Annotated in this window: 6 protein-coding genes; all 6 read right to left on the reverse strand. The window is 69.7% G+C overall.

Annotated features, from left to right (window positions below):
• Positions 1-35: 35 nt before the first annotated feature.
• On the reverse strand, positions 36-260 hold the full coding sequence (locus tag AB0I19_RS13785) for an MbtH family protein (RefSeq protein WP_067485237.1): 225 nt from the start codon (positions 258-260) through the stop codon (positions 36-38).
• Entirely contained in the window at positions 257-2,800 is a 2,544-nt protein-coding gene (locus tag AB0I19_RS13790) for an AMP-binding protein (RefSeq protein ID WP_357148346.1), read from the reverse strand. Before AB0I19_RS13790 ends, AB0I19_RS13785 begins: the two co-directional genes overlap by 4 nt.
• Entirely contained in the window at positions 2,800-20,901 is an 18,102-nt protein-coding gene (locus tag AB0I19_RS13795) for a non-ribosomal peptide synthase/polyketide synthase (RefSeq protein WP_357148349.1), read from the reverse strand. The genes AB0I19_RS13790 and AB0I19_RS13795 overlap by 1 nt, the downstream gene beginning before the upstream one ends.
• A gap of 433 nt (positions 20,902-21,334) precedes the next feature.
• A complete protein-coding gene (locus AB0I19_RS13800; protein WP_357148352.1) occupies positions 21,335-22,705 on the reverse strand; it encodes a GAF domain-containing protein in 1,371 nt (456 codons plus the stop codon).
• A gap of 105 nt (positions 22,706-22,810) precedes the next feature.
• Positions 22,811-24,190, reverse strand: coding sequence for a mycofactocin system GMC family oxidoreductase MftG (gene mftG, locus AB0I19_RS13805; protein ID WP_357148354.1), 1,380 nt, complete (start codon positions 24,188-24,190; stop codon positions 22,811-22,813).
• Between the two features lie 10 nt (positions 24,191-24,200).
• Positions 24,201-25,598: a mycofactocin biosynthesis glycosyltransferase MftF gene (gene mftF, locus AB0I19_RS13810; RefSeq protein WP_357148357.1), complete on the reverse strand. Its 1,398-nt coding sequence runs from the start codon at positions 25,596-25,598 to the stop codon at positions 24,201-24,203.
• Positions 25,599-25,694 lie beyond the last annotated feature (96 nt).

A 25,694-nucleotide genomic window follows, 5' to 3' on the forward strand; every position in this document is an offset into this window, starting at 1 on the left:
GTCCCGCCGAAGCCGTGCCTGGGACGGAGACGGGCCTACTCGGGGCGGGGGTCGTTGGCCATGGCGGCGATGAGGGAGTTGGGGCGCATGTCGAGCCAGTGGGATTCGACGTAGTGCAGGCACGAGGTGCGGGGGGCGGCGCCGAAGGCTACCGTCCAGCCGCCGGGGACGGCGGCGAAGGTGGGCCAGAGGGAGTGTTCGCCTTCGGAGTTCACGAGGACGTAGAACTGGGCGTTGTCGTCGTCGAACGGGTTGGTCATGGGAGTGCCTTCCTGGTGGGGTTGGTAGTGCCGAGGCGGACCAGAGCGGCGGTGGTTCCGTCGATTTCCCAGCGGGCTCGTTCGCCGGTGCGGAACATCCGTTCGCCGGGAATGCCGAAGGGGTTGGCGACGAAGCGTTCGGCGGTGACGGTCGGGTCGTCGCGGTAGCCGCGGGCCAGTTGCGCACCCGACAGATACAGCTCACCCGCGACGCCCGGACTGGTCGGGCGCAGTCGCGCATCGAGCACGTAGACGCGGCGGTTCCATTCCCGCACCCGGACCGGCGGGGGTTCACCCGAGTCGGCGCGGGGTCCTTCGGGGTAGGTGAGCGTGACGGTCGCTTCGGCGCGACCGTAGTCGTGGTGCAGGTGCGCGGCGGAGACGGCGGCGAAGTCGCGGATCTGCGCGGCGGAGAGCGGGGCGCCGAGAACGACGGCGCTGCGCAGGGTCGGCACGCCGTCGGCGACGCCGGTGAGGTGCTCGGTGAACTCGGTGAGCCGCTGCGGGGTGAAGTCGGCGGCGGTGATGCCGTAGGTGGCGATCAGGTCGGTTAACCGGGCCGGATCAGGAGGTTCGGTGAGGACAACGGTGGCGCCGACCCGCAACGGCAGCACATATCCGTGCCATTCGGTGGCCTGGTGCAGGTACACGTCGCGGCCGGTGAGCCCGTGCCTGCTCTGCATGGCGGTGATCCGGTGCACCGCCGCGGCGTGGCTCACGGTGACGCCCTGCCCGGCGCCGCGCGGGTACAGCACGAAGGCCGGATGCTGCGGGAGTACGGGCGCGCGCCGCTCAGCGGGCGTGATGGGTTCGTCGGAGTAGTCCGACAACGTCACGTCGTCGATCACCACCCGCGGAATGTCGTACACCGCAGTGTGTTCACGCCCGGCCACGGTGACGATCAACGCGGGACCGACGACCGGCGGCAGCACCCCGGCCTCGACCGGCACCACCGCGCCACCCGCCTTCAGCACGGCGTACACGCCGACGACCAGCTCGATCGAGCACGGAATATCCACCAGCACCGGGCATTCCGGCCCGATGCCGAGCGCGGTCAGGTGCCGGGCGAGCTGATTGGTCCGCCGGTCGAGGTCACCGTAGGTGATGATCGAACCGGAACCCGCCGCGTGGACGACGGCCGGATCGAAAGGCGTCGCGGCGGCCTGGGCTTCGAACTCGTCGAGCAGGAGTTCACCGGGTAGCCCGCCGCGTGCCGGGACGACCGCGTACCGGTCGGCGCGATCGTCCACCCGCCCGACGTATTCGAGTTCGGCAGCCCACCCCTCCCCCGGTGGCCTGCGGCGCACCAGGTCGCCGGTGGCGAACATGCGGTCGTCGACGGGTCCGATGGGATTGGCGAGGAAGGTGGCGGCGGTCGCCTGTCTGCCGAGGTAGCCGCGCGCCAATTGCACGCCGGAGATGTACAGTTCGCCCACTTCACCGTCGGCGACGGGCTCGAGGTGTTCGTCGAGAACGAGCAGTTCCACGTCGTCGGCGGCGCACCCGAGTGGCACCACTTCGAGGTCGGCGCCGGTCACCTCGTGGGCGACGACCTCGCCCGCGGTTTCCGGTCTGCCGTACACCTGCCACAGGGTGGCGCCACTCACCGAACGCAGGGCCGCGGCGGTTCTCGCCGGGAGGGTCGCACCTCGGGCCAGTACCACGCGTAGCGAGTCGAGCAGTTCCTCGGCGTCGGGTAGCTCGGTCAGTTCCGCGAGCTGGACCGGGTCGAATGCGGCTGTGGTCACGCGGGTTTCGGCGATAGCCTCGGCGAGGTTGTCGCCGACCGGCAGTACGAGTGCCGCGCCCGATTGCAGGGCGAGCAGGAGTTCACCGATCGCGGCCTGGGAGCCCAGCGGTGCGTGCCACAGCACGGAATCGCCAGCCCCGATGCCGCACATGCGGTACCGCCAGACCGAATTGGCGTGTGCCGCACGGTGTCCGATGACGACGGCGGTCGAGGCGGTGGGGTCGACGACGAGGTAGGCGGGATTGTCGGCACCCGGGCCCGGAAGGGCACGCGAACCTTCAGCGGGAGGGTTGTCGGCGCCGGTCAGCACCTGAACCGAAATCGTCTGTTCGGCACCGTCTTCGGTGGTCGATTCGGTGTCGAGACCCGGGTCGGCGGACGTGGGAACGGTCCCGGTGAGCAGCAGGGTGGGCGCCGCCAGCGCAAGGGTGCGGGCCCGCAGGTCGGCGGATGCGTCGGGATCGAGCAGAACGAAGGCCGCCCCCGAGGCGATCACGGCGTGCACCGCCACCACCAGTTCGGCGGAACGTGGCAGGCACACCGCGACCGTGGTCTCGGGACCGGCATCGCGTTCCACCAGCACCGCCGCCAGCTCCTCGGCGCGGTCGGCGACCTCGGCGTAGGTGAGGGCGCGTTCGCCGTCGACGACAGCGAGCGCATCGGGGTCGTCGGCGACCTGGTCGATGAATGCGGCGAGCAGGGTCGCCGGGTCACGCCCGTCTTCGTTCGGGAGCTCACGCCCCAGCGTGTCGAACGGGACGGCGGCCGTGACCGAATTCGTGTGCGACATCAGAGTTGTCCTTCCGAGTCGTCAGCCGACCCCGCCCCGGCGATCACCGCGGCGGCATCGGTCACCAGTGTGTGCAAAGTGGTGGCTAGACCCGCCGCGCCGAGGGCGCCGAGCACACCGGGCACCAGCCCGGCCAGCGCGACGTTGATCAGCGCTTCGGGTTTCATCTTCGCGCCCATAGACCGGCTCACGGCGGTGAGCTTGGCGTCGAGCTCGGCGAAGGAGATGGCGTGCTCGCCGTGGACGAATGCCACGGTCGCCGGCGCCACACGGGCCGCCGAGCCGATCAGGCTCGGCAGGTCGGCGGTGGTCGGTGCGGTGGGTGCCTGCTCGGCGTCGGTGCGCACGTCGATGGCCCGAACCACCACGGCGGGATCGGCGGCGACGGCGGCGAGCACCTTGCGGAATCGCTCGGTGAGCACCCGGATGGTCTTGTCGTCGAAAAGGTCTGTGGCGTAACCGAAATGCATGTCGATGCCGTCGAGTTCGCCGTCGGCGTCGTAGCGCTGCACGGCGGTCAGGTGCAGGTCGAACTTGGCTTCGGTCAGGCCCGGATCGAGCGGCTGCACGCGTAGGCCGGGTAGGTCGATGCTGCCCGGTGGCATGTTCTGGAAGGTGAGCATCACCTGGAACAGCGGCGTGTAGGCGCCCGATCTGGTGCGCCCGAGCGCGTCGACCACCTGCTCGAACGGGACATCGGCATGCGCGATGGCGGCCAGGTCGCGGCGGCGGGCCTGGGCGAGCAGGTCGGTGAACGGGGCACGGGAGTCGACCTCGGTGCGCAGCACGACGGTGTTGACGAACATGCCGACGAGATCGTCGAGTTCGCGCGCGCCGCGACCGGCGACGGGGGCACCGACGGTGATATCGCTGCTGCCCGACTGCTTGGCGAGCAGCACGGCGAGGGCGCTGTGGACGACGGTGAACAAGGTGGTGTTGTTGCTGCGCGCCACCTCGTCCAGGCGTCGGGTCAGCGCTGAATCGACCGCGAATTCGCAAGCGGCGCCGTGCATCTCGCGCCGTGTCGATCTGGGGCGGTCGGTCGGGAGCGACAGAAGTTCCGGTGCGCCCGCGAGCTCCTGCGACCAGTACCGCAGCTGCTGGGACAGCACGCTGTCCGGGTCGTGCTCGTCACCGAGCACGGTGCGCTGCCAGACGCTGAAGTCGCTGTACTGGATTTCCAGTGGCGCCCAGCCTGGTTCGTTGCCCTGTGCGCGATCGACGTAAGCGCGCACCAGGTCCCGGGTCAGCGGTGCGATCGAGTAACCGTCGCCACTGATGTGGTGGACGACGACGACCAGGACGTGCTCGTTCTCGCCAAGTCTGTAGAGCGCTACGCGAACCGGCGGTGCGGCGGTGATGTCGAACGGCTGGGCGACCAGGGCGGCGATCCGGGCCTCGACGTCTTCGGCGGCGACCGGGATGGGCGTCAGGTCTACCGACGTCGACCACGCGGGCAGTACCTGTTGCACCGGTCCGTCCGGGGTGTCCGGGTACCGGGTGCGCAGGCTCTCGTGGCGGGCGAGCAGGTCGGCGATCGCGGCCTGCAGAGCGGCCAAGTCGAGTTCGCCGGTGAGGCGGATGGCGGCGGGGATGTGGTATGCCGAGGACTGCGGGGACAGCTGGTGCAGCACCCACATGCGCTGCTGCGCGGGTGCGAGTACGGCGGGTCCGTACTCGGTGCGCCGGGTGAGCGGCGGGCGTGCGCCCGTACGCTCGGCGGCGGAGAGCCGCTCGGCTAGGGCGGCGACGGTCGGTGCCTCGAAAACGGCCGCGACCGGCACCTGGGCGCCGAGTGCCGCACCGAGCCGGGCGGCGAGCCGGGTCGCCATCAGCGAGTTGCCGCCGAGGGCGAAGAAGTCGTCGTCCAGACCGGCGCTCGGGCAGGCGATCACCTCGGTGAAGACCTGTGCGACGAGCTGTTCCAGCGCGGTGACCGGTGCGCGGAAGGCCGCCTCGGTGAAAGCCGGTTCGGGCAGCCGGGCTCGGTCGACCTTGCCGTTGGCATTGAGCGGCAGGCTGTCGAGCACCACCACGGTGGCGGGGACCATATAGGCGGGCAGGTGGCCCGCGAGTTCGCCACGCAGGCGCGACGCGATGGTCTGCTCGCCACCGGGTGTCAGGTCGGCGACCGCCGCGTAGGCGATCAGGCGGGTGCCCGCACGGTCGTCGTCCTTGGCGATCGCGACCGCCGCACGCACGTCGGTGCAGCGCAGCAGTGCTGTTTCGACCTCACCGAGCTCGATCCGGAAGCCACCGATCTTGACCTGGAAGTCGGCGCGTTCCAGGTATTCGAGGGTGCCGTCATCACGCCAGCGGACGATGTCGCCGGTGCGGTACATGCGCGTCCCGGCCCGCTCGAAAGGATTGGCGACGAAGCGATCGGCGGTCAGGGCGTAGCGGCCGTGGTAGCCACGAGCCAACTGCGCGCCGGCCAGATACAGTTCGCCCGCCACCCCAATCGGCACGGGGTTGAGTCGGGTATCCAGCACGTACACCGCGCTGTTCCACTCGGGCGAACCGATCGGAACCACATGCGAAGGGTGCTGCGCGACTTCGTACTCCGTAATCGACACAGCGGCCTCAGTGGGGCCATACAGATTGTGCAGGCGAGCCGAGGTGCCGGACGCCAGGAACTGGGTGGCGGTCGCGGCCGGCAGCGCTTCACCGATGGCGAGGACCGCGCGCAGCGACAGAGGCAGGGTCGTTGCGGTCGGGACGTCGACATCGGCACTGGCGAGGAGCATGCCGATCAGTGATGGGACGGCGTGTAGCACCGTGACGCCGTAGCGGGTCATGGTGTCGCGCAAACGATCTGGTTCTCGTTCGTCGCCTGGGCGGGTGACGATCAGTGCGCCACCGCTGGTGAGGGGGGACCAGAATTCCCAGACCGACAGGTCGAAGGTGGCCGGTGTCTTCAGCAGGACACGGTCGGTGCCGGTCATGGTGAAACGGTCGTGCAGCCAGGCCAGCTGGTTGACGACGGCCGCGTGCGGGACGGTGACACCCTTGGGCAGGCCGGTGGAGCCGGAGGTGAAGATGACGTACGCGGGGTGCTCCGGGCGCAGCCGGGTGATGCGCTCGGCATCGGTCAGCGGCTCGTTCGACACCTCCTCCAGCGCACGATGATCCAGCTCGAAGACGGGCACGTTCACCGCGACGGGCACACCGTCCGCGACGGTGGTGAGCACACACATCGGTGCGGCGGTCTCGATGATGTAGGCGATGCGGTCGGCCGGGTGGTCGGGGTCGATCGGCACGTACGCGCCACCGGCACGGACCACCGCATGCATGGCGATCACCAGGTCGAGCCCTCGGCGCATGGCGAGCACCACGGTGCGTTCCGGGCCGACGCCTTCCGCGATGAGCAGGCGGGCGATGCGGTTCACCCGGGCGTCGAAGGTGCGGTAGTCCAGGGATTCCCCGGTATCGGCGTCGATCAGGGCGGTCGCGTCCGGGGTCCGCTCCGCTTGCCGGGCGCCGATGTCGGCCAGCGTGGCCGGGGCGACCGGGTGGGCGGTGGCGTTCCATGTCTCGAGCACACGAGCGCGGTCGGCGCCGAGCAGGTCGAGGTCGCCGACGCGGGTTTCCGGTGCGGCGGTGACGGCTTCGAGGATGCGGTGCAGCGACCGGGCGAACCGCTCGGCGGTGGTGTCGTCGAACAGGTCGGTCGCGTAGCCGAGCACCATGTCGATGCCCGCGGGTGACCCGTCGGCGGTGTAGTTGTCCAGGGCGAACAGGTGCAGATCGAATTGTGCGACGCCGGAATCGAATTCGATGTCGGTCACAGTGAGGCCGGGCAACTCCAGGTTTCCGCGATCGTGGTTCTGGAAGGAGTAGCCGACCTGGAACAGCGGGTGCCGGGCGGTGGAGCGGGCCGGGTTGAGCACCTCGACCAGCCGTTCGAACGGCACATCGGCGTGGGCGAAGGCGGCGATGTCGGCGGCGCGGGCCGCGGTCAGCAGCTCGGTGAACGGCGCCGCGGGCGTCACCGGGGTGCGCAACACCAGGGTGTTGACGAACATGCCGATGACCTCGTCGAGTTCGGTCTCACCGCGACCGGCGGTCGGGGTGCCGACGGCGATGTCGCCGGTGCCGGAGAGCCGCGCGAGCAGGGCGGCGAAGGCCGCGTGCACCACCATGAACAGGGTGGCGCCGTGCGTGCGGCCGAGCGCGGCGAGCCCGGCGTGCAGGTCGGCGTCGACGGTGAAGGCCACCTTGTCGCCGCGCAGGCTCTGCCGGGCCGGGCGCGGACGATCGGTCGGCAGCGCCAGCTGATCCGGAAGGCTCGCGAGCTGTCGCTGCCAGAAGGCGAGTTGCTGGGCGGCAACCGATTCGGGGTCGCTGTCGTCGCCGAGGAGTTCGCGCTGCCAGAGGGCGTAGTCGGCGAACTGGACGGCGGGCGGTGTCCAGCCGGGCGCGGTGTCGGCGAGGCGGGCGGTGTAGGCGCGCATCAGGTCAGCGACGAACGGTGCGATCGACGAACCGTCGGCGGTGATGTGATGCAGGACCGCCGCCAGCACGAACTCGGACTCGCCGAGGCGGAAGAGCCGCAGGCGGACCGGGATTTCGGCGGTGACATCGAAGGTGGTTTCGGCCAGCTCCCGAACAGCCTGCGGCAGAGACTCATCGGTGATCTCCACCGCGACCAGCGCCGGGATGGCTCCGGCCCGCGCAGGAGCCGAATCGACGGTCGCGGCTGCGACGTGATCGGCCGCCGGGGCAACGCGGGTCCCTACCACTTCGATCGGCCCGGCGGTTGGGAGCCCGTCGGCGGGGGTGATCGCTTGCGCGGCGGGGACGATGGACTGAATGGGGGTGCCGTCGACCTCGGGGTAGATGGTGCGCAGGGATTCGTGCCGGGCGATCAGATCGGCAACGGCCGCTCGGAGGGCGGGAATGTTCAGGTCGCCGGTGAGGCGGAGGGCGAACGGGATGTTGTAGGCCACCGAGGTGCGGTCGAAGCGGTTGAGGAACCACATGCGCTGCTGGGCGGGCGAGAGCGGCAGGCGGTCGGGGCGTGCCCGGCCGACCAGGGCGGGACGGTCCACCTTCGCCTGGGCATCCACGGCGGCGGCCAGGTCGCCGACGCGCGGCGCCTCGAACAGGGTGCGCACCCCGACCCTGCGGTCGAGTGCCGCGCCGATGCGGGCCACGGCCTTGGCGGCCAGCAGGGAGCTGCCGCCGAGGGCGAAGAAGTCGTCGTCGGCGCCGACCTGCTGGTCACCGGCGCCGAGCACCTCGGCGTAGACCGCGGCCACGATCTCCTCGGTGACGGTGGCGGGCTTGCGGTACACGGTGGTCTCGAAGACCGGCGCGGGCAGCGCGGCCCGGTCGAGCTTGCCGTTGACCGTCAGCGGAATCCGCTCGACGGGCACGACCGCGGCCGGAAGCATGTGCTCGGGCAGTGTGCGCGACAGTTCCTGGCGCAGCGCCGAGGCATCGATGTGCGCGGTGCCCGGCACGAGGTAGGCCACGATCCTCGGCTCGTCGACGATGTCCGTGCGCACCAGCACCGCGACTTCGCGGGGCGCCGCCGAGCTGTTCAGCAACGCCGCCTCGATCTCACCGAGTTCCACCCGGAACCCGCGCAGGCTCACCTGCTGGTCGGCACGACCGAGGTACTCCAGGTCGGCGCCGTCGCCGGTCGCCTTCCAGCGGGCCAGGTCGCCGGAACGGTAGGCGAGCGAACCGGGCGGACCGTACGGGTCGGCGACGAAGCGGCTCGCGGTCAGGCCGGCACGGTTCAGGTAGCCGCGCGCCAACTGTGGGCCGGACACGTAGATTTCACCGGGCACGCCCGCCGGAACGGGACGCAGCCGCGAATCGAGGACGCGCACGGTGAGTCCGGCGATGGCGCCGCCGATCACGCTGGCCGAGCCGGTGTCCGGGGTGATCTCGCGGTAGGACACATGCACGGTGGTCTCGGTGATGCCGTACATATTCACCAGTCGAGGCGCGTGCGGATGGCGGGCGAACCAAGCATCCAGTCGCTGCGGTTCCAGCGCTTCACCGCCGAAAATCACCGCGCGTAGCGCGAAATCGGCGAGAGCACCCTCGGCGGCGATGGCTGGGGCGTCCAGATCGGCGGCGATGAGCTGATAGAAGGCGGACGGGGTCTGGTTGAGGACGGTGACCTGTTCGCGGATCAGGAGTTCGCGGAACTGCTCTGGTGAGCGGGAGGTGTAGTAGTCGACGAGGACGATCGAGCCGCCGTGCAGCAGGGCGCCCCACAGTTCCCAGACCGAGAAGTCGAAGGCGTAGGAGTGGAACATCGTCCACACATCCGACGGACCGAACGCGAACTTTGCGGCCGTATTGTCCAGCAGCGCAAGCACGTTCGCGTGCGGTACCTGCACACCCTTGGGGCGTCCGGTGGAACCGGAGGTGTAGATGACGTAGGCCGTGTGCGCGGGTGCGAGCGTGGCGCGGCGGTCGGCGTCGGTGAGCGGTTCGGCACCGAAGTCGGCCAGGTTGCCGCAGTTCGGGTCGATCACCGGCCCGCCGAACCAGTCGCGCGGCAGACCGGTCTCCGCGTTGGCGACGGCGCACAGCGGGCGGGCGTCGTCGAGGACGTACTCGATGCGGTCGGCGGGATAGTTCGGGTCGATCGGCAGGTAACCGCCACCGGCCTTCAGCACCGCGAGCAGCGCGACGGTGAGTTCGACAGTGCGCGGAAGAGCGACGGCCACCAGCGTTTCCGGGCCGACACCTGCCGCGATGAGCCGCCGGGCGAGGCGGCTGGACCAGGCATCGAGCTCGGCATAGGTGAGCTGCCGTTCCCCCGCCTTCACCGCGACGGCCTGCGGATCGATGAGGGCGGCGCGGGCGAACCGGTCGACCATGGTGTCGCCGGTGTCGGCCACCGCGGCCTCGACGCTCGCCCAGTCGTACAGGGTGCGCTGCTGTTCCTCGGCGCTGAGCAACTGGATGTCGCCGACGACGACGGTCGGGTCCGCGACGACAGCGGCCAGCACCTGGGTGAAGCGGCGAGCGAGGACGGCCACGCTGGATTCGTCGAACAAGTCGGTGGCGTAGGCGATTTCGATCGACATGCCGTCGGCGCGTCCATCGATGTCGTCGGATTCGCGCAGGGTGAACTGCAGGTCGAACTTCGCGACGGCGGCGTCGAAATCGACGGGGGCCGCGTGCAATCCGGCCGCGTCGAGTGCGGGAACGGTGAAGTTCTGCAGGACGAGAGCCACCTGGAACAGCGGGTGCCGGTTGCGGGCCCGTGCCGGGTCGACGGCCTCGACGACCTGCTCGAAGGGGACGTCGGCGTGGGAGAGGGCGTCGAGGTCGCCCGCGCGCACGGCATCGAGGGTGGTTTCGAACTCGGCGCGCGGGTCGACCTGGGTGCGCAGGACGAGGGTGTTGACGAACATGCCGATCAGGCCGTCGATGGCGGCCTCACCGCGACCGGCGACCGGGGTGCCGATGGCGATGTCACCGCTGCCCGACAGCCGCGCCAGCAGCACGGCCAGCGCCGCGTGCACGGTGCTGAACAGGGTCGCCTCGTGCTTGCGGGCCAGTTCCCGCAGCTCACTGTGGAGATCGGAGTCGATCTGGAACCGGTGCACACCGCCGCGGAAGCTCGAATCGGCCGGACGTGGCCGGTCGGTCGGCAGTTCCAGCTGTTCGGGCAGACCGGCGAGGGTGCGCTGCCAGAAGGCGAGTTGGGTGTGGGAGAGCGAGCCGGGGTGGGCGGGGTCGCCGAGGGCCTCGTCCTGCCAGAGGGCGTAGTCGGCGTACTGGACCGGCAGTGGCGACCAGGTGGGGGCGATGCCGTCGCGGCGGGCGGCGTAGGCGGTCATCAGGTCGGTGGCCAGCGGGCCGAGGGAGAAACCGTCGGCGGCGATGTGGTGAACGACGAGGACGAGGACGTGCGCGTTGTCCGTCGCGAACAGTGTTGCGCGGAACGGGATCTCGGTGGTCAGGTCGAAGCGCACCGCGGCGCATGCCAGCAGTCGGGCGGGCAGTTCCTGCTCGGTGACCGGCTCGGGTGTCAGCGCGAGCGGGGCGGGACCGGCGATCCGCTGCTCGGCACCGTCAGGGCCTTCGGGGTAGCTGGTTCGCAGGGTTTCGTGCCGGTCGATCACATCGGCGAGGGCCGCCTCTAGCGCGGCGATATCGAGGTTGCCGGTGAGGCGCAGGGCAACCGGGATGTTGTCGACGGCGTCGCCGGGACCGTCGGCGTCGGCGAGGAAGCGATTGAGGAACCACATGCGCCGCTGCGCCGGCGAAAGCGGAATGTGCTGCGGGCGTGCACGAGTCGTGAGCGCCACCCGACCGCCGGTGCCGCGCAGCGCCGCGCATCGTTCGGCCAGTGTGTGGACGGTCGGCGCGTCGAAGAGCAGACGCACGGGGACCTGGGTGTCGAGGGCGGCACCGAGCCGGGCCACGACCTGGGTGGCGGTGAGCGAGTTGCCGCCGAGGGCGAAGAAGTCGTCGTCGAGACCGACCTGCCGATCGGCCGGGAAGCCGAGCACGGCGGCGAAGGTGGCGGCGACGATCCGCTCCACCTCGGTCGACGGCGCACGGAAAGCCGCGGCCTCGAAAACCGGTGCGGGCAGTGCCTTCCGGTCGAGCTTGCCGGAAGCGTTCAGTGGGAATTCGTCGAGCACCACGAATGCCGACGGGACCATGTAGGCCGGGAGGGTGCGAGCCAGCGTCGACTCGACGACCTCGAGATCCGGGGCGCCGACGAGATAGCCGACCAGCACGTCGTCGCGGACCAGAACCGCAGCCTGGGCAACCTGGGGCACCCTCGACAGCGCTGCTTCGATCTCACCGAGCTCGATCCGGAGTCCACGCAGCTTGACCTGGAAATCGGTGCGGCCCAGGTACTTCAGCTCGCCACGTGCGAAGCGCACCGGCGCACCGGCCACGTCTTCTCCGGCGAGGGTATCGGTGTCGGCCGAGGAATCAGCACCACTCGTGCGGGCGTCGATGTGCGACACACTCACTGCCGGGTCATCCTCTGCGAGGACCGTCCAGCTCACCAGATCGCCGGTGCGGTACATGCGCTCGCCGGGGGTGAACGGGTTGGCGACGAAGCGGTCGGCGGTGAGGTCGGGGCGACCCGCGTAGCCACGGGCCAGCTGAATGCCTGCCAGGTAGAGCTCGCCGGGGACACCGGGCGGGACCGGGCGCAGGCGGGCGTCGAGGATGTAGACCTGGGTGTTGTGGACCGGGGCGCCGATCGGGACGGTGACCTCGTCGGCGTCGACGACCTCGTGGTAGGTCACGTCGACGGCGGCTTCCGTCGGGCCGTACAAGTTGTGCACAGCTGTACCGGTGAGCTCGCGCATGGCCTGGGCGGGCGTCGGCGGCAGCGCCTCGCCCGAGGCGAAGACCAGCCGCAGCGACGCGCACCGGGGAGTGGTGAGTTGCCCGGCCGTCGGAGCGATGTCGGCACCCAGCGCGCCGACGAACACCGTGAGCATCGAGGGGACGAAGTGGGCGACGGTGACGGCTTCGCGGTCGATGAGATCGGCGAGGTAGGCCGGGTCGCGGTGGCCGTCGGGGGCAGCGAGGAGGAGACGGGCGCCGATCTGCAGCGGCCAGAAGAACTCCCACACCGAGACGTCGAAGGTGGCGGGTGTCTTCTGCAGGACGGTGTCGGCGGGGGTGAGGCGGTAGGCGTCCTGCATCCAGATCAGCCGGTTGACGATCGCGGCGTGCGAGACGACAACCCCCTTGGGCTTGCCGGTGGAGCCGGAGGTGAAGATCAAGTAGGCGGCATTGTCCGGGGTGAGGGTGGCGAGGCGGTCGTCGTCGGTGACCGGGGCGGCCGGGTAGTCGGTGGTGTCGACCTGATCCAGGTCGAGGACGACAGCGCGCTCGGCACTGGCCAGATCGAGACCGTCCGCCTCGCGGGTGAGCACGCACACCGGGTCGGCGGCGTCGAGCACCTGCGCGATGCGCTCGGCGGGGTGGTCGGGGTCGAGCGGCACGTACGCCCCGCCTGCGGTGAGCACCGCGTACATGGCGACCACCAGGTCGGTACCGCGGCGCAGCCCGAGGGCAACCGTGCGGTCGGGGCGTACGCCGATCGAGATGAGCAGGCGGGCGAGGCAATTCACCCGCTCCCCGAATTCGGCATAGGTGAGGGACCGACCCTCGAATGTCACCGCGGTCGCACCCGGCGTCCGGGCGGCCTGCGCCTCGAACAGCGAGACCAGGTTCGCCCCCTCGATCACCGGGAACGCGGTGTCGTTCCAGGTTTCGAGCAGCAGGGTGCGCTCCGCGGCGCCGAGCAGGTCGATGTCGCCGATCACGACGTTGGGATCGGCGCTCACCGTATCCAGCACCCGTAGGAGGCGGGTGCTGAAATCTGTGACGGTCCGCGCGTCGAACAGGTCCGTGGCGTACTCGAAGCGGGCGAGCAGGCCGTCGGAGGTTTCGCGCAGCGTCAGGTGCAGGTCGAATTTGGCTGTGTTGGTGTCGATCTCGATCTCGGTGGCGGTGAGGCCCGCGAGTTCGAGTTCGGTCCGGGTGGTGTTCTGGAAGTCGAGCATCACCTGGAAGAGGGGGTGGCGTGCGGTCGAGCGTTGTGGGTCGACCACCTCCACGAGCCGGTCGAAGGTGACGTCGGCGTTGGCGAGTGCGCGCAGGTCGGCGTCGCGGACGGTGCCGACGAGATCGGTGAAGGTGGCATCCGAGGGGACCCGGGTGCGCAGCACGAGCGTGTTGACGAACATCCCGACGAGCCGGTCGAGGGCCTGGTCACCGCGACCGGCCACGGGCGTGCCGACCGAAATGTCTTGCTGGCCCGAGAGTTTCGCCAAAGTAGCGGCGAACGCGGCGTGCAACACCATGAACAGCGATGCGTGGGACTCGGTCGCCAGCGCGCGCAGGCGGTCGGTGATCGTCGCGGGAATCGAGAAGGCGTGGCGGGCTCCGCGACCCGATGCCACGGCCGGACGCGGACGGTCGGTGGGAAGTGTCAGCAGGTCGGGCAGGTCCGCGAGTTCTGTTGTCCAGAAATCGATCTGACGGGCCATCGGCGACGACGGGTCGTCCTCGGCGCCCAGCGCATCCCGCTGCCAGAGCGCGAAGTCGGCGTACTGCACGGGCAGCGCGGTCCACTCCGGGGCGGTGCCCGCGCGGTGGGCCGCGTAGGCGAGCATCACGTCGTGGGTGAGCGGCGCCACCGACCAGCCGTCGGCGGCGATGTGGTGCACCACGAGCACCAGGACGTGCTCGTCGGCGGCGGTGCGCAGCAGGCGCAGGCGGACCGGCGGCTCCTGATCCACCGCGAACGGCACGGCGGCGAGCGCGCGGACGCGATCGTCGAGCGTCGCGGGATCGATGTCCTCGGGCTCGAGGGCGACGGAGAACCGATCGAGAACCTGCTGGAACGGGATACCGTCGACGGCCGGGTAGCGGGTGCGCAGAGTTTCGTGCCGGGCGATCACCGCGTCAACTGCCGCGGCCAGCGCGGCGTGGTCGAGATCGCCGGTCAGGCGGATGGCGGCGGCGATATTGTCGGCCGCCGACTCCGCGTCGAACTGGTTGAGGAACCACATCCGCTGCTGCGCGTAGGACAGCGGAATCCGCTGCGGACGTTCACTCGCGACGAGTGCGGGCAGCGCGACGGTCTGCTCCGAACCGGCCAGGCGGGCGGCGAGCGCGCTGACGCTCGGCGCTTCGAACAGCATCTTCAACGGCACACCGGCACCGAGCGCGGCGCCGAGCCTGGACACGACCTGCGTGGCGACCAGTGAGTTGCCACCGAGAGCGAAGAAGTCGTCGTCCGCGCCGACCAGCTCCACGCCGAGCACGTCGCCGAACACCTGAGCCACCACGGTTTCGGTGCCAGGCGCGGGAGCGTGGAATGCCTTCGCCGCGAATACCGGCTCCGGCAACGCCCGCCGATCCAGCTTCCCGTTCGGCGTCAACGGCAACGCATCGAGCACCACGAACGCCGACGGCACCATGTGCGCCGCCAGCCGTCCACGCAGCGCTTCGGCGATCCTCTCCGGGAACGCTTCGGAGCCCTTGTCCAACGGTGTAGCCGGCACGAGGTAGGCGACGAGCTGGTCACCGCGATGGGCATCGCGGCGGACCATCACGACGGCCTGGCGAATCGCCGGGTCGGTGAGGAGGGCGGATTCGATTTCGCCGAGTTCGATCCGGAACCCGCGCAGTTTCACCTGGTCGTCGTTGCGGCCGACGTAGACGAGGGTGCCTTCCGGGGTCCAGCGGACCAGGTCGCCGGTGCGGTACATGCGGGCGCCCTGCTCCCAGGGGCAGGCGACGAAGCGGGTGGCGGTGAGGGCGGCGCGGTCGCGGTAGCCACGGGCGAGCTGGGCGCCCGCCACGTACAGCTCACCGGTGACTCCCGCGGGCACCGGGCGGAGCCTGCTGTCGAGCACCCACTGAGCGATGCCACGCAGCGGTGTGCCGAGGGTGAGTGGGGTGTCGGCGGTGAGGGGTGCGCTGATGTTGGTGGCGACGGTGGTCTCGGACGGGCCGTAGGCGTTGACGAACACGCGGCCCACCGGACCCTCGGTCCAGCGCGCGACCAGCTCGGGCGGGCACGCCTCGCCACCGACCATCACCATGCGCAGGTGCTCGAGCCGGGCGGGATCGAGCACGGCCAGCGCTGACGGCGTCATGAGCGCGTGTGTGACCCGCTGCTCCGAAAGCAGGTGCGCCAGTTCGTCACCGACGTGCCGACCGGGCTCGGCGATCACCAGGGTGGCGGCCGAGTTCACCGCGAGCAGGAACTCCATCACCGAGATGTCGAACGACGGTGAACCCACCTGCAGCACCCGCGCGTCCGGCGAGCCGACCATGCGATCGGTCTCCTCGGCGGCGAATCCGGCGATCCCGGCCTGGGTCACCAGCACGCCCTTGGGCAGACCGGTGGAACCGGAGGTGTAGATGACGTAGGCGAGGTGCTCGGCCCGCAGCGGACGCACCCGGTCGAGATCGGTGACGGGTTCGCTGGAACGCGAGGCGCATTCGGCCATAAGTTTGAGCTCGTCGAGGGCCAGCCATTCGATCGAGGCGGGCAGCGCGGCGGCCGACCCGTCGACGGTCAGACCCAGGCGCGCGCCGGAATCGGTGACCATGTGGGTGATCCGGTCCAGCGGGTAGCTCGGGTCCACGGGCAGCCAGGCCGCACCTGCCTTCGCGACCGCCCACACGGCCAGCACCGATTCGATGGAACGCGGAATGCCCACGGCAACAACGTCGTCCGGTTCGACGCCCGCATCGATGAGCACCCGGGCCAGTCGCGACGAGGCCCGCTCGAGCTCCCGGTAGGTGAGGGTGCGGTCGCCGTCGGTGACGGCCTCCCGCTCCGGGTCGGCCGCGACGGCGGCGGCGAGCAGGTCGGGCAGCAGACCGGTGGCGGTGACGGGTGCGCCACGCAGGCCGGTGAGCCGGGCCTGTTCTTCCACCGACAGCAGCGGCAGGTCGCCCACGGCGGTTTCCGGTGCGGCCGAGGCGGCGGCGAGCAAACGCACGAAGCGCGCACCGAGGTCACGGATATCGGTTTCGTCGAACAGATCGGTGGCGTACAGAGCGACTGCCTCGATGCCATCGGCCTCGCCAGTGGCGGAACGCTTTTCGGCCAGGGTGATCTGCAGATCGAACTTGGTGATGTCGAGTTCGATCTCGTGCACGGTGACCGGCGAGCCCGCCAACTCGAAGGTGGTGTCGAGCACCGCCTGAAAGTTCAGAGCCACCTGGAACAGCGGGTGGCGTGACTGCGAGCGCGCCGGGTTCACCACATCGACGAGCCGGTCGAACGGCACCGTGGTGTGCGCGAACGCGGCCAGGTCGGTCTCGCGCGTGTGCTCGAGGGCGGCCGCGAAACTCGCGGCCGTGTCGACCTCGGTGCGCAACACGAGCGTATTGACGAACATGCCGATCAGGTCGTCGATAGCCCGGTCACCGCGGCCCGCGACACCGGTGCCGACGGCGATGTCGGTGGTGCCCGACAGGCGGGCGAGCAGCACGGCCAGCGCGGTGTGCAGCACCATGAACAGCGAGGCGCCCGCCTGCTGTGCCAGTTCGGTCAGCCTGCGGTGCAGGTCGGTGTCGATGGTGAACTCCACCCGCGCACCGCGCATGCTCGGTTCCACCGGACGCGGCCGCGCCGACGGCAACTCGAGCTGGTCGGGCAGTCCCGCCAGAGTGCGTTCCCAGAAGGCGATTTCGCGTGCCGCGAGCGAGTTCGGGTCGCTCTCGGCGCCGAGGAGCTCACGCTGCCACAGGGTGTAGTCGGCGTACTGCACGGTCAGCGGCGACCAGTCGGGGTCGACGCCGTCGGTGGCGGCGCGGTAGGCGGTGAGCACATCGCGGACGAGCACCTGCAGCGAAACACCGTCCGCCGCGATGTGGTGCAACACGACGGCGAGCACGCATTCACCGTCACCCGCCGTGACAGCGCGGCCGACCGCGTTTTCATGACGGGCTTCGACGCCGAGTTCGTCGGATCCCGTGTGCGGTTCGCCTCGCGCGGCGGTGTCGGCAACCACGAACACCTGCGCGCGGAACGGCGCCTCGCGCTCCAAATCGAAACCGGTGGAGGCGAATCGGGTGAGCTCGGCATCCAGATCTGCGGCGTTCACCTCGGTCGGCGCACCGATGCGCACCAGCCCGGACGGGCACACCACCTGCTCGGCCACCTCGCCCGCCGTATCGACAGCCGGGAAGACGGTGCGCAGGGCCTCGTGCCGGTCGACCACGGATTCGAGCGCGCTCAGCAGCGCAGGGAGATCCGCAGTGCCGCGCAAACGCACCACGAAGGGCATGTTGTAGCCGGGCGCGGCCGGGTCGAACCGATTCAGGAACCAGATGCGTTGCTGTGCGGGGGAAAGCGGAATCGTCGACGGGCGCGGTCGGGCGGCGAGAACCGGCAGCTGGGCGCTCACACCGGCGTCGGCGCGCTCGGCGATCACCGCGGCCAGCCGCGCCACCGTAGTGGCGCCGAACAGGTCGCGCACCGTCAGACCGCAGCCGAGATCGGCGCCGAGGCGCGCCGCGACCTGGGTGGCGACGAGGCTGTTGCCGCCGAGCGCGAAGAAGTCGTCGTCGCGGCCGATCCGCTCGAGGCCGAGCACCTCACCGAAGACCCGCGCCACCGTCTCCTCCATCGGCCCGGCGGGCTCGGTGTAGGCGACGACGGTGCGAGCGGGAGCGGGCAGCGCCTTGCGGTCGAGCTTGCCCGAGGCGTTCACCGGCAGCTCGTCGAGCAGCACGAACGCGGCGGGAACCATGTAGGCGGGCAGGGCGCGCAGGGCGGCCTCACGCAGCGCGTCGACGGTGACCGCACCGGCCTCGGCCACCACATACGCGACAAGTTGTTCGCCGACACCCGCGTCGTCACGCACGACGACAACCGCGCGCGCGGCACCCTCGACGCCGTCGAGGATCGCTTCGATCTCACCGAGTTCGATGCGCAGGCCACGCAACTTCACCTGGAAGTCGGTGCGGCCCAGGTATTCCAGTTCACCGTTGGTCGTCCAGCGCACGAGGTCGCCGGTGCGGTACATGCGTTCGCCCGCCGCCGCCGGGTCGGCGACGAACCGGCCCGCGGTGAGCTCGGGACGGCCGACATAACCCCGGGCGAGCTGTACCCCCGACAGATACAGCTCACCCGGAGCCCCGACCGGAACCGGCCGCAGCCGCGAGTCGAGAACATGGAGCCGGGTATTGAACACCGGCGCGCCGATCGGCACCGTCACCCGGTCGGCGTCGGTCACCTCGTGGAAGGTGACGTCGACGGCGGCCTCGGTGGGACCGTAGAGATTATGCAGCCGGGCCCCGGTGAGCAACCGCAACCGCTGCGCCAGCGGGGCGGGCAGCGCCTCACCCGAGGCGAAAACCAGTCGCAGCGACCCACGTTCGGCGATCTCCTGCTGGGCGAGGAAGGCCTCGAGCATCGACGGCACGAAATGCGCGACGGTGACGCCGTATTCGCCGATCACCCGACGCAGGTAGGCGGGATCGCGGTGCCCGTCCGGCTCGGCGAGCAGCAGTGTGGCACCGATCTGCAAGGGCCAGAAGAACTCCCACACCGACACGTCGAAGGTCGTCGGCGTCTTCTGCAGCACGGTGTCCACGCCGTGCAGGCGGTAGCTGTGCTGCATCCACACCAGCCGGTTCACGATCGCGGCGTGCTCGACGGCCACACCCTTGGGCAGACCGGTGGAGCCGGAGGTGAAGATGACGTAGGCCGGATGCTCCGGCCGCAGCGGGGCCGTGCGGTCCGCATCGGTGAGCGGCTCATCGGCGTACCAGCTCAGGTCGATGTCATCGACCGCGAGCACCGGCACGTCGGTGGCGACGACTTCCTCTCGCGTTGTGGTGAGAATCGCGGCGGGAGAGGCGGTTTCGAGAATATGGGTAATGCGGTAGCCGGGGTGGTCAGGATCGATCGGCACGTACGCCGCACCGGCGGCGAGCACCGCGTACATGGCGACCACCAGGTCGGCGGAACGCCGAATGCTCAGCGCCACCAGCGATTCCGGTCCGATACCCTCTGCCCGCAGCCGTCGTGCCAGCCGGGCGGCCCGCTGCGACAGTTCGCGATAGGTGAGCGCCTCGCCGGAACCGGCCATCCGGACAGCCACGGAATCGGGCGTGCGCAGAACCTGCGCCTCGAACATCGCGGGCAGGGTCGCCGACGCCACTTCGCGCTCGGTGAGCACGGCCGTCACATCGAAGCCGGTGGCGTTCCAGATCTTGGTGCTGACCTCGAGTTCCAGCTCGGTGGCCACCTCGACGGCGCCGACCGGAGTATCCAGGTCGACCGCGGTCAGCCGCTCCAGGAAGCGCAGGAAACGGCAGTGATGCCGGGCCAGCGAATCGGCGTCGTAGAGGTTGGGGTTCGCCTCGAAATCGACATGCACCCGGTCGTGATCGCCGTAGTACACATTCAGGCTCAGATCCTCGATCGGCCCCGTCGACAGCACCCGGTAGCGCCCGGTGGTGTTGCCGAGCAGCAGGCTGGTGCGGAACAGCATGAAGTTCGCGAGCGGACCGAACAGCGCGCGCCGGGCCGGGCGACCGTCGTCCTCGGCGTCGCGGCGGATGTCCTCGGCGCGGTAGCGCTGGTGGCGCAGCGCACCGGCCACCTCCACCCGGGCCGCGCGCAGCAGCTCGCCCCAGGTGGTGCTCGCCCCGGCCGCGCCGGTCGGCAGGCGCAGCGGAACGATATTGGACAGCATGCCGGCCGAGCGCCGCATGACAGCGGTGGTCCGGGCCGTAACAGGCAGGCTCAGCACCGCGTGCGGCCGGTCGGTGAGCCGGCCGAGGTAGGCGGCGAACGCGGCGAGCAGCACCGCAGACAGTGTCGAATCATCGCTGGCGGCAATGGTTTCCAGACGCTCCACCAGTTTGTCGGTGAGCCGTCCGCCGGTGACCAGGTTGATCGCCGAGCGCGGCGCGGTGCGCGGGTCGAGCGCGGTCGGGCTGTCCAGGCCCGCGATACGCTCGGCCCAGTGCTCACGATCGGCGGCGAAGCGAGTGCTCTCGCGGTAGCGCTGTTCGCCCTCGACGAGTTCGGCGAGGTCACCCGGCACCACCCGCGACGGCTCGAAGTCGAGCATCCGGGCGGTGTAGAGTTCCGCGATGCGCTGCGACAGCGTGAACGCGCCGTACCCGTCGAGCACGATGTGGTGTCCCCGCAGGTACCAGAACCAGCGCTCCGCACCCACCCGCAGCACCGCGCCCGCGACGAGGCGGTCGGTGAGCAGGTCGAGCGGGGCGCCGAATTCCGCGCGCATCCACTCCTGGGCCGCGGCGACGGGGTCGTCGTGGTGGCGCAGATCGATCAGCGGGAGCTCGCTCTCGATCGGGAGCGAGTGGTCGACCACCTGATACGGAACACCATCGCGCTCACCGATCCGCACCAGCGGCGAACCGTAGGTGTGTGCGGCCTCGGCCGTAACCGCTTGCAGCACATCGGGATCCAGCTCCCCGGTGATGTCCACGTACTGGGCGATGGTGATCGGCACGTCGGGGTCGAGCAGCTGCGCGTACCAGACCCCCAGCTGAGCGGGGGTCAGCGGGAACGGTGCCGACGCACCCTCCGCTTCCTGCGGTCGCGCGCTGAACCCACCCAACTCCGTACCGTGCACCAGAGCCTCCTCGTATCGCGAAAAAACAGCAGTCCGAACGTTTTCGGGCAGCACGAAGACACCTGAGGTACCTCGTGGTCGCCGATGGGTCCGGCCAAGAGCGCGATGGGCACAACGCCACATCCGCGCAGATCCCCGACAGATCATGTGGACGAGAGCGGCGATCCACCTCGGATCGCCTGCGGCGGCGGACAGATCGTCGGCCGCGGTTGGTCTAGCTGTTGATCGTTCCTCCAATGTCGCCTACATCACATGGCGCCTGTCCATGCAGTGCCGACACTAGGCGTTCAGTTAATAAAAAGGAACTTATTCCGATAAAAAAGTCAGACGGGCGTCCAGTCGGTTTCCGGAGCTGGGCACGACCTGGCCATGAGTGTGCGCTCCAACACATCGACTACAGATATGTGAGCTAGCACACTTTCAGAACCGGAGACTAGGAGCCGAAACGTTGCATCTGCGTTGCATCGGCACCGAGGCGCCGATCGAGCACCCGGATCTTGGCTTCGATCTGCGCATACAGGGGTGAATCGCGATCGACCGTCGCCCGATAGGCAGCCCAGGCTGCGGCATCGTCGCGCCCCTCCTGACCCGCGGTCCACCGGCGCAGCACGGCCGGGTCGGCCGAGGCGAGCACCGCGGTACGCAACCGCACCCGCAACTCGTCGCGGAGGTCGCAGATGCCCGGCGCCGAGGAACGCGGCAACACCGGACCGGCGTACAACCGTAATGCGGATTCGATATCACCGGAATCCAGCGCGGCCCGCAGCGCCTCCACATCGGTTGCGACATGCACTTGTAAGCGGTATGGGCGCGAGGCGACCACCGTCGCGCCGACCACCGCGCGCAACCGGGACATGGCGGCGCGGATCGTGCCGTTGTCCAGATCGGTGTCGTCGAGCAGCAGCGCGAGATGATCCGAACCGAGACCCTCGGGATGCTCGGTGAGCAACAGCAGGATCTCGGCATGACGTTGCGACAGCGGTACCCGCTCCCCCGCCACGCTCAAGTGCGGTTGCCCGAGCCCGAGCACATCGAGCGCCAACCTGGCCTGTTCGGGTTCGGCCGCCGAGTCGCTTCCGCGTACCGAGGTGGTTTCGCCTCGGCCCGCCCGCATGGCTCGCAGCACCAGATCCATCTCGGCGGCGGTGGCGGCGGCCTTGACCAGCGCGAGGATTTCCGGCTTGGCCACCCGCATCCCGCCGGCAATCATCAGCACCCCGACCAGCCTGCCGTCCGGCTCGTGCACGGGCGCCGCCGCACCGGTGATCTGGTGCATGCGGTGCAGGAAATGTTCGGGCCCATGGATCCAGGTGGCCCGGCCGGTGCGCACGACGAGGCCGACGGCATTGGTGCCGATGCGCCGTTCGCTGAGGTCGTCGCCTTCGCGCAGACCGATCTCGGCGGCCGCGGCGACCTGGTCGGGATTACCGTGCACGCAGAGCACACGGCCGAACTGGTCGGCGACGGTGACGATGAGCCCCGCCCGCGCCGCGTCCTGGACCAGCAGTTTGTCGATCAACGGCATGAGGGCGGCGATAGGGTGGGCATCGCGATACCGCACCAGGTCCGCGCCGCGCAGACCGCGGCCGTCGACCATATCGGTGGGATCGATCCCACCGCGTACGCTGCGTAACCAGGACTCGAGAACGAGCGGACGCAACAGACCGGCCAGCTGGGTCAGCTGTTCACCACCGGCACTGAGAAAACCATGGGCCTGTGCGGCATAGGCTTCCAGAGCACCGAGCTGCGCGCCCGCCTCCGTAGCCTGCCGTGGGGGCCGCCCACCTGCAAGATTGCTGACCATTTGCCTTTCTTTCCCGCTACAAACTGTACCGGGCAGTTATCGGGCCAAACGCCAGAAGTGCGGGTTTGTCCCGCAGGTCACATTGTGCTACCAGATGTCACTCCGTCACACCGTGTAGCACGCCGCTATGGCTGCGGCGAGCGTCACTACCGTGGCCTGTGGGCCCCGCGTCAGCGGCACCGGGACGACCGAAAGGTCGGCAATACTCAATCCTTCGATTCCGTGCACGTGACCGAGCTCGTCGACGACCGATTGCTCATCGTTCGCCGGACCCATCCGGCAGGTGCCGGACAGATGCTGGGACGTCCCACTATTGGCACGTAGCCAGTGGTCGTCGACGGGCCCGAACCTCAGGTCGAACAGTTCGCACGCCAGCTCGACGCCCGTGCGCAGGTTTGCCCGGTCCGCCGCGGTGAGCAGCCTGCTCTGATCGATATGGACCGGCACGGTGGGGTCGGCCGAACGCAACGTCAGTTCGGCGGCGCCGGTCGGCCGCATGTGCGCCACCCCGAGCCTGCGCACACCGGGTGTGAACACAGGTGTGTACGGCCGGAATTCGAGGTCGTCGTGTTCGAGCACGTACTCGAGGGCGACGGTCGACGCGGCCGGTTCGGGTCCGGAGAACTCCACGCCGATCTCGGGATGATCGGTGCACCACGACCCGACGGGGGCGGGCCGGACCACCGGAATGCCGAGTGCGCGCAGTTGCCGCTCGGGTCCGATGCCCGAACGCAGCAGCAGCGCGGCCGATTCCACGGCGCCCGCGCAGAGCACGATCCGGTCGGCGTCGGTGCGTCCGTGTTCGTGGCCGCGCACCCACTCCACACCGACGGCCCGGCTGCCGTTCATGACCAGGCGCGTCACCGTCGTTTCCCCGACGACGGTGAGGTTGGGCCGGTCGAGGACCGGATACAGATGGGTGATGCCCGGTCCGGCGCGCCGGTTTCCCGAGATCGCGAGCGGTACCCGTCCGAAGCCGTCCGGTGCGTCGAGTGCGTTGAGGTCGGCGACCTCGCGCAATCCGGCGGCCGCGCATCGTTCGGCGAATTCGGCGCTGAACGGAGTGGGATCGGTGGTCCGGACAACCGGGATCGGCCCGTCGGTGCCGTGGCCGGGATCGGTGCCGTGATCCAGGTCGTTCTCCAGGCCCCGGAAGAACGGCAGCAACGTGTCGAAGGTCCATCGCTCGCTGTTCCAGTCCGTGAAGCCCGCGGCGGGCGGCCGGATGAAATAACTGCCGTTGATCGCCCCTGATCCGCCGATCAGCTTGCCACGCACCAGGTTTCCCGCGTAGCGCCAGAGCACCGCCGACTCCGGTCCGACCGGGAGATGGCCGGGGTCGAGCAGTTCGGCGGGAATGTCGGCCGTTGCGGGCCACACCTGTCCCGCCTCGAGCACCAGCACCGTGTGGGCCGGGTCGTCACTGAGCCGAGCCGCGAGCACACACCCCGCCGAACCGGCCCCGACCACCAGCGTGTTCGGCAACGCGGACAGCTCAGTTCGGCGGAACGTGCGGCTTCAGCGCCTCGAAGCTGCGTGCCCGGATGACGCCGAGCCACAGCCCGGTGCCGTAGGCGACATCGTCGAGCCGCTTGTAGGCCACATAGCGCAGCGGATCGAGGCCACCGGAATCGCGGTGGGTGAACCAATCGGCCAGTCCGTCGGCCAGTGCCATGGTGACCGCGATCTTCCTGATCCGCTTCGAGGCGAGTACCGCCAACAGCGTCACCGGCCAATAGTCACGACACATCGCCGAGGCCAATCGCCAGAGCCCGGCGAAGAATCCGCGCGCCAGATACACCGCCGCGATGCGCGTGGGATTGTCGAGTTCGGCGAACACCCGACGCATCCGGACCAGCGCCGTCGCCAGGGTGACCAGCCCGCCGAGCAGCCCCCATTTCGACAGGGTGGCGAACAGGATCGCGGCGAGCACCGTCCACTTCGGCACGCTCAGCGGCGAGACCATTTCCCCGTGCCGCTTGCCCAGCGGCGCGGCGCCCGTGCCGTAGAACAGCTTTCGCGTGAACCAGGCCCGGAACTCGACCCGGTGGTCGTGGGCGACGTGGGCGGCCGGTTCGTAGCGCAGTCGCCAGCCTGCCCGCTCGAGCCGCCAGCACAGGTCGACATCCTCGGCCACCTGCATGGATTCGTCGAACCCACCCTCGCCGAGCAGTGCCGCGCGCCGGGCGAGCAGTGCCGCGCTCGGCACGTACGACACGATGCCGCGCGCGTGCACCGCGGCCTCGCGCCTGCCCAGATCCAGCGAGGAGCGGGTGTGTTCGTAGCGAGCCAGCGCGTTGGACTCCGAATCCAGGGCGACGATGCGCGGGGCGACCAGCGCCACCTGCGGATCGCTGAAATGCCCGAGCATCACCTCGAGCCAGCCGCTGCGCGGCACCACATCGGAGTCGAGGAATGCGACGAAACCCGTTGACGCCGCCCGCAACCCGGCATTTCGGGCGGCGGCCGGGCCGAGTGGTCGCTCGTGACGCAGCACCGTCACCTGACCGCGCCCCGGCCGGGGCGGGATGCGCACCGGTTCGTCGGAACCGTCGTCGACGACGATCACATTGTGTCCGCGCAGTGAACCGAGCAGCCGCACGAGTCCGTCGGCGTTGTTGTAGAGCGGGACGACGACCGTGACGTCGTCGGGTGAGGGCAGCAGCCGGGGTCGCGGGTTGGCGACCCCGGAGTCGAGGAGTCTGCGGGCGACGATCGCGGACTTGGTATCGGTGACCTCGAGGTACCCGTCGCCGATCAATTCGGCGGCCTCGGGTGCCAGGCGCAGCATCCGTGCGGGCGATCCGCCGATCAGGATCCGACCCCCGGAAAATGCGCGTACCCGTGGATCGATCCGTACCCCGAAGCCGTCGGGCAGACGATCATGGCGCATTCCTCGCATGCTATTCGCACTTGGCCCGCCAAACATCATCACCCCAGAAAAAAGGAAGAAACTCCGCTCGAAATGCCGCTCCGACCGCTTAGTTGA

The organism is Nocardia sp. NPDC050413, assembly GCF_040655475.1.
Lineage (GTDB): Bacteria > Actinomycetota > Actinomycetes > Mycobacteriales > Mycobacteriaceae > Nocardia > Nocardia coubleae.